General features: G+C 70.4%; 12 protein-coding genes and 1 other RNA gene. 9 read left to right on the forward strand and 4 right to left on the reverse strand.

Going from position 1 to position 12,636, the window contains the following annotated elements; translation table 11 throughout:
- Nucleotides 1–189: 189 nt before the first annotated feature.
- Nucleotides 190–576, forward strand: a transfer-messenger RNA (tmRNA) gene (ssrA, locus tag ACTMTF_RS19935).
- A gap of 76 nt (nucleotides 577–652) precedes the next feature.
- Here ssrA and ACTMTF_RS19940 read toward each other — a convergent pair.
- Complete coding sequence (locus ACTMTF_RS19940; RefSeq protein WP_441112017.1) at nucleotides 653–3,514, reverse strand: BTAD domain-containing putative transcriptional regulator; 2,862 nt, start codon at nucleotides 3,512–3,514, stop codon at nucleotides 653–655.
- A 294-nt stretch (nucleotides 3,515–3,808) separates the two neighbouring features.
- Between ACTMTF_RS19940 and ACTMTF_RS19945 the strand changes: the two genes are divergently transcribed.
- On the forward strand, nucleotides 3,809–3,967 hold the full coding sequence (locus tag ACTMTF_RS19945; RefSeq protein WP_441112018.1) for a hypothetical protein: 159 nt from the start codon (nucleotides 3,809–3,811) through the stop codon (nucleotides 3,965–3,967).
- A gap of 98 nt (nucleotides 3,968–4,065) precedes the next feature.
- On the opposite strand, the gene ACTMTF_RS19950 is transcribed toward ACTMTF_RS19945, so the two are convergent.
- Entirely contained in the window at nucleotides 4,066–5,019 is a 954-nt protein-coding gene (locus tag ACTMTF_RS19950) for an NAD(P)-dependent alcohol dehydrogenase (protein WP_441112019.1), read from the reverse strand.
- 101 nt (nucleotides 5,020–5,120) lie between these two features.
- On the opposite strand from ACTMTF_RS19950, the gene ACTMTF_RS19955 reads away from it, so the two are divergent.
- Nucleotides 5,121–5,705, forward strand: coding sequence for a TetR/AcrR family transcriptional regulator (locus tag ACTMTF_RS19955; RefSeq protein WP_441112020.1), 585 nt, complete (start codon nucleotides 5,121–5,123; stop codon nucleotides 5,703–5,705).
- Between the two features lie 15 nt (nucleotides 5,706–5,720).
- Here ACTMTF_RS19955 and ACTMTF_RS19960 read toward each other — a convergent pair whose 3' ends face one another.
- Entirely contained in the window at nucleotides 5,721–6,056 is a 336-nt protein-coding gene (locus tag ACTMTF_RS19960; RefSeq protein ID WP_441112021.1) for a hypothetical protein, read from the reverse strand.
- Between the two features lie 255 nt (nucleotides 6,057–6,311).
- Here ACTMTF_RS19960 and ACTMTF_RS19965 point away from each other — a divergent pair, with 255 nt between their 5' ends.
- From ACTMTF_RS19965 to ACTMTF_RS19985, 5 genes are all read left to right on the forward strand, one after another.
- Nucleotides 6,312–6,833, forward strand: coding sequence for an RNA polymerase sigma factor (locus ACTMTF_RS19965; RefSeq protein ID WP_441112022.1), 522 nt, complete (start codon nucleotides 6,312–6,314; stop codon nucleotides 6,831–6,833).
- Nucleotides 6,830–7,306, forward strand: a complete 477-nt coding sequence (locus ACTMTF_RS19970; RefSeq protein WP_441112023.1) for a hypothetical protein — start codon at nucleotides 6,830–6,832, stop codon at nucleotides 7,304–7,306. The genes ACTMTF_RS19965 and ACTMTF_RS19970 overlap by 4 nt, the downstream gene beginning before the upstream one ends.
- A 122-nt stretch (nucleotides 7,307–7,428) precedes the next feature.
- Nucleotides 7,429–8,271: a phosphatidylinositol-specific phospholipase C/glycerophosphodiester phosphodiesterase family protein gene (locus ACTMTF_RS19975; RefSeq protein ID WP_441112024.1), complete on the forward strand. Its 843-nt coding sequence runs from the start codon at nucleotides 7,429–7,431 to the stop codon at nucleotides 8,269–8,271.
- A gap of 276 nt (nucleotides 8,272–8,547) precedes the next feature.
- Nucleotides 8,548–9,999, forward strand: a complete 1,452-nt coding sequence (locus ACTMTF_RS19980; protein ID WP_441112025.1) for a hypothetical protein — start codon at nucleotides 8,548–8,550, stop codon at nucleotides 9,997–9,999.
- Between the two features lie 28 nt (nucleotides 10,000–10,027).
- Nucleotides 10,028–11,143, forward strand: coding sequence for an ARPP-2 domain-containing protein (locus tag ACTMTF_RS19985; RefSeq protein ID WP_441112026.1), 1,116 nt, complete (start codon nucleotides 10,028–10,030; stop codon nucleotides 11,141–11,143).
- Here the strand turns inward: ACTMTF_RS19985 and ACTMTF_RS19990 are convergent.
- Nucleotides 11,140–11,550, reverse strand: a complete 411-nt coding sequence (locus ACTMTF_RS19990) for a hypothetical protein (protein WP_441112027.1) — start codon at nucleotides 11,548–11,550, stop codon at nucleotides 11,140–11,142. The genes ACTMTF_RS19985 and ACTMTF_RS19990 overlap by 4 nt on opposite strands.
- Nucleotides 11,551–11,649: 99 nt before the next feature.
- Here ACTMTF_RS19990 and ACTMTF_RS19995 point away from each other — a divergent pair, with 99 nt between their 5' ends.
- The gene (locus ACTMTF_RS19995; protein ID WP_441112028.1) at nucleotides 11,650–12,612 is read left to right on the forward strand and encodes a GlxA family transcriptional regulator; all 963 of its coding nucleotides are present in this window, start codon (nucleotides 11,650–11,652) and stop codon (nucleotides 12,610–12,612) included.
- Nucleotides 12,613–12,636: the final 24 nt, after the last annotated feature.

Consider the following 12,636-nt stretch of genomic DNA (forward strand, 5'->3'; position numbering starts at 1 on the left):
GAAGTCCTGCCGTCCGGACCGGCTCGACCCTGCCGGTCGACCCCCGGGAACGTGAGCTGCTGTGCGGCGTTCCCGGGGGTTTCGGCATATCCGCGCCCGTGGCCCCGGGAATTGAGTTGGCATCCTGGGTGTTGTGAAGGGTATCGTCATATTGCTCGCTCCTCACGGGGAGCGTGTTGACAACTACATGGGGGTGACCGGCTTCGACTTTGACTTTGCAAGTCAGGTGAAGCGGGCCGAGGACGGCGGACATAACCTCGTTAATCCTGTGACCGCAAACATTAAGTGCCAATAACAAGCACGCTGAGGTGGGCCAGGACTCCCTGGCCCTCGCTGCCTAAGTAGCGTAAAACCTCTGTCAGCCCGGGAGTGCCTTCGGCCTGGGATCTGGCATCGCTAGAAGGCTCAACCGATCGACCCGGCCACGGGGTTGATCGGGAAACCAAACAGTGGCTGAGCCCGTCGGTGCACTTGCCTGCATGATCACCGGGGCTGAGAAAAACGTAGCAGGCTGCGCCCGGAGAAGCCCTGTCTTGGGGTTGAAGGACGCGGGTTCGATTCCCGCCACCTCCACTGTGTGACAAACCGCCTCTTACCTGCGATTAGGCCGCAGGTAGGGGGCGGTTTCGCGTCTGTCAGGGCACGCGGCTCGTCAGAGCTGGTTCTTGATCGGCTGGGGCGTTTCGGGCACGGCCTGGGCGAGGATCTCGGCCGCCTCCCTTGGCGTGAGCAGACGGGCGTCGCACAGGAGGCGGACGGACTCCGTCCACTGTTTCCGCGCTTCGCCGTGCCGGTCGAGGTCGTGCAGCGTGGTGCCCAGCCACCAGCGCGTCAGGGCCTCCTTCAGGCGATATCCCGACTCGCTGAACAGCCGCAGGGCCGTCGTATAGCTTTCCACCGCCTCGTTCAGCCGACCGGTATGACGGTAGACGTCGCCCAGCGAACCGTGGGCGATGCCCGTATCGGCGAGCGGGCCCCCTTTGGAGGGCAGCTCCACCAGCTGGCGTGCCTCCGCGAGCGCTTCGTCGAAGCGCCCCTGGCGGTAGTAGACGTGCACCCGGTTGTTCCGGATCGTGGCCGCGGCCCCTGGGCGTTCGGCATCGTCGGTGAGCGTCAAGGCGGACTCGAGGTAGGCGAGTGCCTCGTCGAGGTGGCCTGCGATCGTGTTGACGACACCGAGGTTGTTGAGCGCCCCGGCCTTTCGCCGAGGCAGGCCCGCGCGGTCCCAGTCGGTGAGAGCCGTCCTCAGTTGTGCGGTCGCGGCGTCGTAGCGGCCCTGGTCTCGGTAGACCCAGCCGAGAAAGCTGCGGAGCTGAGCCTTGTCCTCCCAGGCCGCGGTGCGATCGGCCGCCTCGATGGCCTTCGCGTAGACGTCGGCCAGTTGCGTGTGCCAGCCCTGGTAGCAGAACGGCCAGTGGAGACCGAGGACCAGGCCGACGCCAAGGGCAGGGTCGGGGCAGTCCAGCGCCTGCTGGGCGGCGGTGAGGACGTTGTCCCGCTCGGCTCGGACCCATTCTCCCGCCTGCGCCAGGTCCTCGAAGGTGGCCTCTGGCAGCTCGACAGGGCAGCGCGGTACGGCATCGCCGCTGAGCATGGTGCTCACCGCCCAGATGGTGGTCAGGTAGTGGTGGAGCGCACGTCGTATGGCGGTGGTGCGTTCCTCCTCGGGCAGGTTCTGGTGCGCCCATTCGCGGGCGTAGAGGCCGACCAGGTCGTGGAACTGGTAGCGATCGGGTCCGGCGGGTTCGAGGAGGCGGGCGTCCTGGAGGCGTTCCAGGGCTTCTTCGGCGCGGTGGCGGGGCCAGCCGGTCAGGGCGGCGGTGGCGGCCGGGGTGTAGGAGGGCAGGCCGAGCAGGCCGAGCAGGGGCAGCAGGTGGGCGGCGTCGCGGCCGGCGGGTTCCTCGTGGAGGTGCTGGTGGCTGACCGCGATGCTGGCGCGGACGGCCAGGTCGGCATACTCCAGCACGTCCAGGCGGCGGGTCGCGTCGGCCAGCCGTGCTTCCAGGTCGGACAGGCTCCAGTCGGGGCGGGCGACCAGGCGGGCGCCGGCGATCCGCAGGGCGAGGGGGAAGCCGCCGCACAGGTGGGCGAGTCGCTCGGCCGCCTGCGGTTCGGCGCGTACCCGGTCGGGTCCGGCCAGGCGGGACAGAAGTGTGGCGGCGTCGTCGGCGTTCAGGGTGCCCAGGTGGAGGTGGCGGGCGTTGTCCAGGGTGGTCAGCGGGTTCCGGCTGGTGACCAGAGTCCGGCAGCCAGGGCCGGCGGGGATGAGCGGGCGGATCTGGCGGACGTCGCGGGCGTTGTCCAGGATGACCAGCAGGTTGCAGGTCGCGGTCAGGGAGCGATAGCGGGTGGCGGCCTCGCCGGGCTCTGCGGGGACGGCGGTGCCGTCCAGGCCGAGGGAGCGCAGCAGGTGGCGCAGGGCTTCGGCCGGGGTCAGCGGGTCGAGGCCGGGGGTGGACCCGTGCAGGTTGAGGTAGATGACTCCGTCGGTGAACCGGGCGGCCATGGCGTGGGCGACGTGGACGGCCAGGGCGGATTTGCCGATGCCGCCGGGGCCGTCGATCACGGTGACGGTGGGCCCTTGAGCGGGCCCCTGGGTGCGCCCGTGAGCGGGCCCGTGGGTGGATCCGTCGGCGGGGCCGAGCGCGGTGCGCAGGCGGTGGATCTCGGTGGCGCGGGCGGTGAAGGCGTGGGTGTCTGCGGGGAGTTCGGCGGGGATGTACGGCTCGCCGACCGCGATCCGCTGGGCCGGGGTGGTCAGGTCGAGGACGGGGTCCTTGACCAGGACGGCCTGGTGCAGGCGGCGTAGTTCGGCGCCGGGTTCGATGCCGAGTTCGGAGACCATGCTCCGGCGGGTGTCCCGGTAGACGGCGAGCGCTTCGGACGGGCGGCCGGCGCGGTGCAGGGCGAGCATGAGCTGGGCGGCGGGGCGTTCGCGCAGGGGATGGGCCCGCACGTGCACGGCCAGGTCGGCGGCCACCGCGTGGTGATCGCCGGCGGCGAGGCGCAGCTCGGTGTGGTCCTCCAGCAAGGCGAGGTGCTCTTCTTGCAGACGGGTGGCTTCGATGCGGGCCCAGGGGACGGTCAACTCGGCCAGTGGCTCGCCTCGCCACAACTGCAGGGCCCGGCGGAACAGGGCGTCCGCGGCGGCGCCCGCCCCCTGCGCCTGGGCGGTGCGGGCGCGTTCGGCCAGGCGGGTGAACAGGAGGGCGTCGATGCGGTCGGGTTCGAGTGCGAGCCGGTAGCCGCTGGGCACGGTCTGGATGAGCTCTTCGGGCGTGTGCGGGTCGAGGGCCTCGCGGAGCTTGGAGATCACGATGTGGAGTTGTTTGTCGGCGGTCGCCGCGGTGCTGTCGCCCCAGATGTCGGTGAGGATCCGCTCGGCGTGTACGGCCCGCCCGGCGTCCAGGGCGAGTCTGGCCAGCACACCGATGCGTCTTCGCCCGGCGAACCGGACCGGTTCGTTATCGGCCAGGACCTGCCACGGTCCGAGGAATCTAACCTCCAGCGCCATACGGAGCGCTCACATCCTTCAACGGAGATCGACAGAGTGACGAGAGGGCCTGGCCTGTTTGCGACGATGGCGGATGGAACGCCGTCTTGTACGGACTTTCGGCGTCTTGGTTCACATATGCAGGTGTAGACGTGTCGGCTTACAGGCAACTTACAAACGACTCGCCAGGGGCTTACGCCGCGGGACTCCCGCGCGCTCAGCGGGGGACGAAGCTTGTCGGGTGTTCACCTGACACCCTCGCGTTCCTGCCGTGCATAGGCTCGCCTGCACATTCGCATCTATGTGGAGGTCTCGTTGAAGCACGTCAGACTGCTCAAGAAGCTCGCCGTGGTGTCCGTGGCCGGTCTTCTCGCGCTCGGCCTTGGCGCTGCGACCGCCTCTTCCGCCTCCGCCGCCGAGATCATCCCCGACACCAACCCCTCCGGCGAAATCTCGGACTTCGTTCAGTGGTGATTCCACACTCCGCGACACCGTGACGAACCGCCTCCTATCTGCGATCAGGCCGCAGGTGGGAGGCGGTTTTCCGCGTTCTGTGGACGTACGCTCGGGTGTCAGAGCCGCATGTCGATGATGAACTTCCCGCGGACGCCGCCGGTTTCGAGTCGTTCGTGAGCCGCTGCGATGCCGGTGATCGGGTAGACGGTGTCGATCACCGGGCGGATGCTTCCCGCCTCGGCGGAGGCGGTGAGTTCGGCGATCCGGGCGGGAGAGGGGTTGTTGCTGAAGAGCTTCATCCGCCGGGGTGACAGGGCGGCCCGCAATCCCATGGTGACCATGGAGGTCAGGATGCGGTCCTGGTCGAAGGCGATCGCGACCATGCGGCCACCCCGAGTGAGCCGGGCCCGGTAGGCGCCGAGGTCGGTGCCCACGACGTCGAGGATCACCTCGAAGTGACCGAGATCCTGCGGACGGGTCGTGCGGTAGTCCAGGGCCACGTCGGCGCCGAGTTCGGTGACCCAGTCGAGATTGCGGGCGCCGGCGAGCGCGGTGACGTGGGCGCCGAGCGCTTTGCCCAGTTGTACGGCGATGCTGCCGACGCCCCCGGTGGCACCGCGGACCAGGAGCCGTTCACCGCTGACGAGGCCGGCCTTGTCCGTCAGGGCGGTCATGGCGGTGGTGCCCGACACGGGCAGGGCGGCGGCATCCAGCAGGCTCAGGTTCTCCGGCGCCCGGGCGAGCCGCTGTTCGGGAACGGTGACGTGGTCGGCGATGGCGCCGAAGGTCAAGTGCGGCATCAGCCCCCACACCTCCTCGCCCACACTCCAGGTGTGAGCCCCGGAGCCCAGGGCCGCGACGCGGCCGGCGAAGTCGGTGCCCAGGCCGCGGGGAAAGCGGGCCCGGCTGATGGCGCGCAGTTTGCCCGCGCGGAAGGCGAGCTCTCCGGCGTCCACGCTCGCGGCGCGGACCTCGACGAGTACCTCTCCCGGCCCGGGCCGAGGCGTGGGCACGTCGTTGACGCGTAACACCTCGGGCGGGCCGAAACTGGTGTATTGGACGGCGCGCATGATTTCCCCCATCACTCCGAACATAACTGGGCCGATAGCCCACTTATGTTCGGCTACTCTAACCGGACAGCCGGTCCGATTGTCAAAGCCTGGAGGTGGTCATGGCCCACGCCGCCCAGCCACGACCCCTGCGCGCGGATGCCCAGCGCAACTACGACCGCATCGTCAGCGCGGCCCGGGAGGTCTTCGCCCAGCATGGCGCCGGCGCCTCCCTCAAGGAGATCGCCCGTCGAGCCGGGACCGGATCGGCGACACTGCACCGGCTCTTCTCCTCCCGCCGAGCCCTGCTCGAAGCGGTCTTCCACGACCGGGTCGAGGAGTTGTGCGCCATGGCGGCGCAACGCGCGAAGGAGAACGAGCCGGGCCCCGCGCTCTTCGCCTGGCTGCGGGACCTCAACGCCTACGCGGTCGCCAGTCGCGGCCTGGCCGCCTCACTGCTGCGCGACGGCCGGGACGCCGACCTGCTGGAGCAGGGCGAAGGCTGCCAGGCGACGATCGCCAACGCGGCGCGCGAGCTCCTGCGACGAGCGCAACAGGCGTCCGCTGTGCGTCCCGGCCTGCTTGTCGAGGACCTGCTCGCGCTCTTCGCCGCCATCTCACTGGCCACCGAGCACCACGATGACGACGAGCAGGCGGACCGGTTGCTGGACATCGCGATCGAGGGCATCCGCCTCAAGAGCTCATAGCGCCGCCGGGGTGCGTCAGCTCGCGGCCTTGAAGCTACGGCCGTCGAAGCCGTTGAAGGTGTGGAAGTCGTTGGCCGGGAAGGTGAGCGCGTGGCCTGTGCAGTCCGTCGTCTTGTAGACCTGGATGGCGCTGGTGCTGAAGTTGAACTCCGTGTGCACCGTGAAAGGAAGGACCGTGCAGGTCGTGGGTGCGCCGGGGTAGACGGCCGGCGTGCCCTCGACCCCGTTGGCGAAGAAGCACACTGCCTTCTGGGCCTGGCAGGCCTCAAGGTCGGCCGCGTCCGCTGAAGCCGCGCTCGCTCCGGCGAGGACGGCGGCGGACACCATCGCGGCGCTGCCGAGGGTTGCCATAAGTCTGCGTACGCGCAAGGTACTCCCCATTCCGTGGAGGTGAATACCGGAGCGCCATGGGCCTTTCGTGGCGTCCTGCTCCGGCTTCGGGCGTCTCCATGGTCGGGCGAGATCGGCAAAGAAGTCAAGTTTTCAACTATTTTTGGGTCGGGGCCTGGACCGCCCGCTGGTGGCGGCCCGTGCGGGGTCGGCGGATGGTGAACCTGGAGGGCTCGTTCTCCGACTGTGGTGGGTGACGGGCGACAGGAGAACGAGATGACCGACGAGTTGCTGGTGGTCCGCTGCCAGTTGGGCGAGCGCGAGGCCGTCACGGAGTTGGTGCGGGCCTGGCATGCGCCGGTGTGGAGGTATGTGCGCCGGATGCTGGACGCCGAGAGGGCCGACGACGTGACCCAGGAGATCTGGCTGGCCGTGATCCGGGGGTTGCCCCGGCTGGCGGAGCCGGGCAGGTTCGTCCCCTGGCTGTTCACGATCGCCAGGCGGGCGGTGGCGGACCGGCTGCGCGAGGAGTACGGCAGGGCCGAGTCGCCGCTCCAGGACGAACGCGTCACCGGGGACGCGATCGCCGAGCTGGTGGACCGGGCCGAGCTGGTCGCCGGGCTGTCCGGGCTGCCGGCTCTGGAGCGGGAGGTCCTGGTGCTGTTCTACCTGGAGGATCTGTCGATCGAGGACTGCGCCGAGATCTGCGCCGTCCCGCCCGGCACGATCAAGTCCCGGCTCCACCGGGCCCGTCGTCTGCTGCGCGACCACCTCGAGGAGAAGGGATTCCAGCGATGAGCGATGAGCCGGGTCTGTCGGCGGAGGACATGATCGGCCGGTTGGACGGGGCGCTGTCCCCGTGGCGGCGGGCCGGTGGGGTGGTGGCCCTGATCGCGGGGGCGGCCGGGGCGATCTTCGTGGCCCTGCTGTGGGCTACCGAGCCGGGCCCGCTGCCGGGCCACACCCAGGTCGCCTTCGCCCTGCTCGCCGGGTTCTGCCTGGCCTGGGCGGGTTACGGAGGGTGGGTGATCAGGAGGAGGGCGCCGCTGTTCGCGCTGGATCGGGTGATCGCGGGCTGGCTGGCCGTGGCGGTCTCGACCGTGACGACGGTGCTCATCGTGGTGGTGGCCGTCGGGAGAGACGCGGGCGTGATCCCGGCCGTCGTGGGCGGGGCCACGTTCATCGTCGTGTCGGCCGTGGTCACGGTGCGGGCACATGTCGTACGGGCCGCGCTGCTGCGGCGCAGGCGGGAGCTGACAGGCGAGGGGTGAGCCCGCTGGGCGCGTGGTGAACCGACTGGGCGCCCAGTATTACGACAAAAGCCACTTGGGTCACACCTTGCCCACTTAGCGTGTCTTACATCTCTGGCATCGAATCGTGTGAAGGGGATGTAATGATCCGTCGAGCTCTGGGCGCGCTGGTCGCCGCGGGGGCGATGCTGCTGGTGGTGGCGACCCCGGCGACGGCCACCGGTGTCCAGCCGCTGCCCCGTGCCCACGCCCACAACGACTACGAGCACGACCGCCCGCTGCAGGACGCGCTCGACCACGGGTTCGCCAGCGTCGAGGCCGACGTCTACCTCGTGGACGGCGAGCTGCGGGTCGGGCACGACCCGGAGGACCTGGTGGCCGGCCGGACCCTCCAGTCGCTCTACCTCGACCCGCTGGCCCAGCGGGTCCGCGCCGGGCACGGGCACGTCTATCCCCGCAGCCGCCAGCAGCTTCAGCTCCTGGTCGACATCAAGAACAACGGCGTCGCCACCTACACCGAGATCGACCGGGTGCTGCGTACGTACCGCAAGATGTTGACGACCTACCACAAGGGCAAGGTGAAGCCCGGGGCGGTGACGGTGGTCATCAGCGGCGACCGGCCGCGTGACCTCATGGCGTCCCAGGAGCGGCGGTACGCCTTCTACGACGGCCGCATGTCGGATCTGGGACAGGGCGGGGCCTCCCTGGTCCCGCTGATCAGCGACAACTGGACCAACCACTTCAGCTGGGCCGGACAGGGCGAGATGCCGGAGGCGGAGCGGGCGAAGCTGCGGGAGATCGTGGCGACCGCGCACCGTGACGGGCAGCGGGTCCGCTTCTGGGCGACGCCCGACACGGCGGGTGCCGCCAGGGACGCGATCTGGCGCGAGCTGGTCGCGGCGGACGTCGACCACCTCAACACCGACGACCTGGCCGGCCTCCAGCGGTTCCTCCAGGAACACGACACCGAGCGCACCGCGGCCTGACCCACGAGCAGCGGCGGCGCCTCCCCAGCGCCGCCGCCGTCGCCCACCGGCTCCAGCCCGCGCGCCTGAAGCGGTTCCGCGCCCCGCCCACTTGAGGCGGCATCCGGCCCGCCTGCCCGAAGCGGTTTCCACCCCGGCTTCCACCTGCGGTGAAAGTCATCTCTCATGGGGTTATCGCGGGAAATGGTGTCGCGTGGGGTGGCGGTAGCCGGTATGGTCCGAGATCAGGTCGGCCGCGGGACTTCGGTGCGACTTCCGGAACCCGCCTGTACCGCGATGCTCTCGCAGCTCGTGCCCCCATTCCCCGGCCGGCCCGACCAGCCGGAGGGACCGATGGACACCTACGCCGACCTGATCGAGTGCGAGGACGTGCTCCTCTTCGCGAACGCGGCGATCACCTCCACCGGGCAGCGCGAGTTCCACAGCGGGGCGTCCCGGCAGCGGCTGTCCCTGGACTTCCTGCACCGCTACGTGCACGGCAACTACCCCGACCTCTACGCCGCGACGCTGGCCCTGGACATCAACGACCACAACGCGGCGATGATCGTCCGCAACCTGCTGGCGACGCCGGGCAGCGGTGACGGGAAGCTGATCGCCTGGCGGCTGGGCCGGATGAGCCCGCCGCGCGTCTACCGGCTGTTCCGGGAGTTGCGGCGTGACGGGGTCAACAACCGGCGCACCAGGGCGATCATCCGTGACTGGCTGCTGGCCCGCCCCGATCTGGCCTTCGACGCGGTCAAGTACCGCTCTGCGGTGAAGGCGGCGGTGCGGCACGCGCATCTGCGGCTGCCGGGTGAGCTGGGGGACTTCCTGTTCGCGCCGCACAGCCGGGCGAAGTACGACACGCCGGTGCTGGAGGCCTGGCGGCGCGCGCACTACGACAAGAAGGCGCTCTACGAGCTGCCGTACACCGCCGCGGAGGGGTTCGCGGCCAGGCACGGGATCGACAGGAAGGTGTTCCTGGAGCGGATCGAGCCCCGGCTGACCCGGTTGGAGAGGCTGCGGCTGACGGAGTCCGCGAAGAGCGCGGGTGTGGACAGCGGGGCCGATCTGGCCGCCATGCCGCTGGTGCGGGTGGCGTCGTACGTGCTGTCGTTGCCTGTCGCGGAGCGGACGCATGAGCATGTCGCGGCGCTGCGGTCGGCGGCCGCGCGGGTGGCGGGGGCGCGCCGTGGCACCTGGGGGACCGTCACGGCGGTGCTGGACGACAGCTTCTCCTCCTTCGGCTCGCCGGTGAAGCGGCATCGCCCGCTGGCGGTGGCGCTGGCCTGCCACTACCTGCTGGCGGCGCTGGCCGGGACCTACCAGGGGCTGTGGCTGTCGGGGCGGGCCGACGCGGTGCGGGTGCGGCCTTCGGGGGCGACGCCGCTCGGTCAGCGGATCATCGACGCGCTCGAAACCCGGCCCGACCGGCTGGTCATCGTCTCCGACGGCTGGGACAACGCGCCGCCGGGGCTGGCGGCCGAGGTGCTGCGGGTGTGGCGGCGCAAGCTCGATCCCCTGGGAGAGGTGGGCATCGTGCATCTGAACCCGGTGTACGACGCCGGGCGGTACGACGTGCGGCGGCTGTCGGCGTCGGTGCCGACCGCCGGGATCCGCGACGCCGAGGACCTGCCCGCCCTGGTGGAGCTGGCCCAGTTCGCCGAGGGGCGGAGCGGTCCCGCCGAGCTGCGGTCCTACCTGGCGGACAGGGCGGCGGGCCTCGAAGACAGGGTGGCGGGCCGATGACGCATCTCAAGGACAGGGTGGCACGCCGATGATCGACCTCACCGGGCTGGAGACCCGGCCCGCGCAGACGTGGGGAGCGATCCGGCTGGTGCCGCTGGTGCGGCCGGAGCCGATCACGGACCTGCGCCTGCACGTCAAGGTGTACGGCGACGAACTGTCCCTGGTCGACCTGCCCGACAGATCGACGTACATCTCGTATGTCCCGCATGCCTTCGTGGCGTCGTGGACCGACGACGGCACGCCCGCCGCCGCGTACGGCACCCAGCTCGCCGAGCCGCGGCAGCACATCCCGGTCAGGACCCGCCGCCGGATGGCCCGGCGGGTGGACAAGAACCGGCTGCGCTTCCTCCCCCTGCACCTCGCCCTGGAAGGCTTCCTCGCGCTGCACTTCGGCGGCCCCGCGATCATGTGGGAGGAATGGTCGTCGCAGGCCGTCAGGCGGGGCCTGTCGCCTCGGGTCGAGGAGGCCTACACCGGAGCCCAGGTGGACGGCCTCGACGACGCGCTGCGCGTCTTCGAGATCTATCCCGGTCAGTGCGGTCTGCTCCTGTACGCCGCCGACTCCCTGGCCAGCGCCTTCGTGGTGCCGCACGAGGAGGACTACCGGGCGCTGCACCCCACGCTGATCCGGGACCTGTACGGCGAGCTGGTCTACGAGTACGCCCTGTTCCACCCCGTCAGGGGCTTCCCCGCGGTGATCGACGAGAAGGCGGTCGCCTCGCTGGCGGACCTGCGGGCGCAGGCCGTGCGGCACGAGCGGGAGTGGGCCGGCTTCCACGACTCCGTCATGGCGGCGGGACTGCTCGCCGCACCGGCCCAGGTGCAGGACGTCCACCGGCTCGGCCGCTACACCCTGCGGCGCTTCCTGCCCGCCTTCGAGCGGCACGCCGAGAACCACATCGGCGAGACGATCGACGACGCCGACGGGCGGACGGCGTACCTGAAGACCTTCAGGCTCTCCCAGGCGCAGACAAGGCGCGGCTATCTGATCAGCAAGCTGGCCGAGCACGACTGGAGCCTGCCGGACACCGCGGCCGCGCTCGGCACCGACGCGGCCGCGCTGGGGCTCCGGCTGGTGCGGGCCGGGTTCGGGCACCTGCTGCGGCAGGACGTCCTGGACGGCTACCGCAAGGCCAAGCGCTAACGAGCGCAGCCCGCGTACTCGTCCAGGCGCATGAGCATGACGGCCAGCATGGCCGGGAACATCGCCACGTGCGAGACGAGCATCAGCGCCCCGCCGTCGATGAGCCCGAGCCACAGCAGCGGGAAGCACGGCACGAGCGGCACGAACATCGCGCCGCACATCTCCAGCGTGACGGGCCAGCGGTGCCCGCGGAAGCGCATCCAGGCCGCCATCCCGACGGACATGTCGAACGCCATCAGCAGGGAGGCGATCTCCGGGTCGTTCTGGTAGGTGAAGTCGAGGCCGGCGGCGGACTGCGCGAATCCCAGGATGATCATCCCGGCGAACATCGCGATGACCATCTCCACGTAGTGCCAGGCGAACCTTGCCCAGCGGCGGACCGTGGTGTTCGACGTGATAGGAGTCATGCCCATGACTGTGCGGCAGGGCGGGTCCCGGGGCGAGGAAGGCGGATGTGGAGGTCCGGAATCTTGGGCTCTCCGTCTTTCGGACCTAGAGTCGGGGGCATGGAGACACGTCGCGTCATAGTGGTCGGCTACGACGCCGCGCAGTTACTCGACATCGCCTGCGTCACCTCGGCGCTGGAGAGCGCCAACTGGCACGGCGCCGCCCCCTGCTACGAAGTGCGCCTGGCCACCCCCGGCGGCCACCCCATCGTCACCGACTCCGCGCTGACCCTCCAGGCCCAGCTCACCCTCGAACGGGTCACCGGGGCGATCGACACGCTCATCGTGTCCGGAGGCATCGGCTGCGAGAACGCCGCCGCGAACCCGTCGATCGTCGGCCACGTCCGCCGCCTGGCCAGGCAGAGCCGCCGCGTCGCGTCGGTGTGCACCGGCGCCTACGTGCTGGCCGCCACCGGTCTGCTCGACGGCCGTCGCGCCACCACCCACTGGCAGTGGGCGCAGCGCCTGGCCACCCTCCACCCCGAGGTCAAGGTCGACGCCGATCCGATCTTCATCCGCGACGGCGACTACGCCACCTCCGCGGGGGTCACCGCCGCCCTGGACCTCACGCTCGCCTTCGTCGAGGAGGACAACGGCGTCGAGCTGTCACGCACGGTCGCCCGCGGCCTGGTGACCTACCTTCAGCGTCCCGGCAACCAGGCGCAGATGAGCATGTTCGTCAGCGCGCCGCCCGCCTCCAACAGCCTGGTCAGACGGACCGTCGAGCACATCTGCGGCCATCTGGACGCCGACCTGACCACGCCCACCCTGGCCGCCGGGGCGGGGGTGAGCGAGCGGCACCTGACCCGCCTGTTCCTCAAGCACCTCGGCCAGACGCCGGGCCGGTACGTCCGGCAGGCCCGTACCGAGGCCGCGGCCCACCTGCTGGCCTCGACCTCCCTGCCGATGGCGGCGGTCGCGGCCCGCTGCGGCTTCGGCACGGCGGAGACCCTGCGGCAGGCCTTCGTCGACCGTTACGGGATCGCGCCGTCCCGATTCCGGCTGGCTCAGGCGCCCGCCTGACGGCTGGCTCAGGCGCCCGCCTGA

It is taken from the genome of Nonomuraea sp. ZG12 (assembly GCF_052068115.1).
GTDB lineage: Bacteria > Actinomycetota > Actinomycetes > Streptosporangiales > Streptosporangiaceae > Nonomuraea.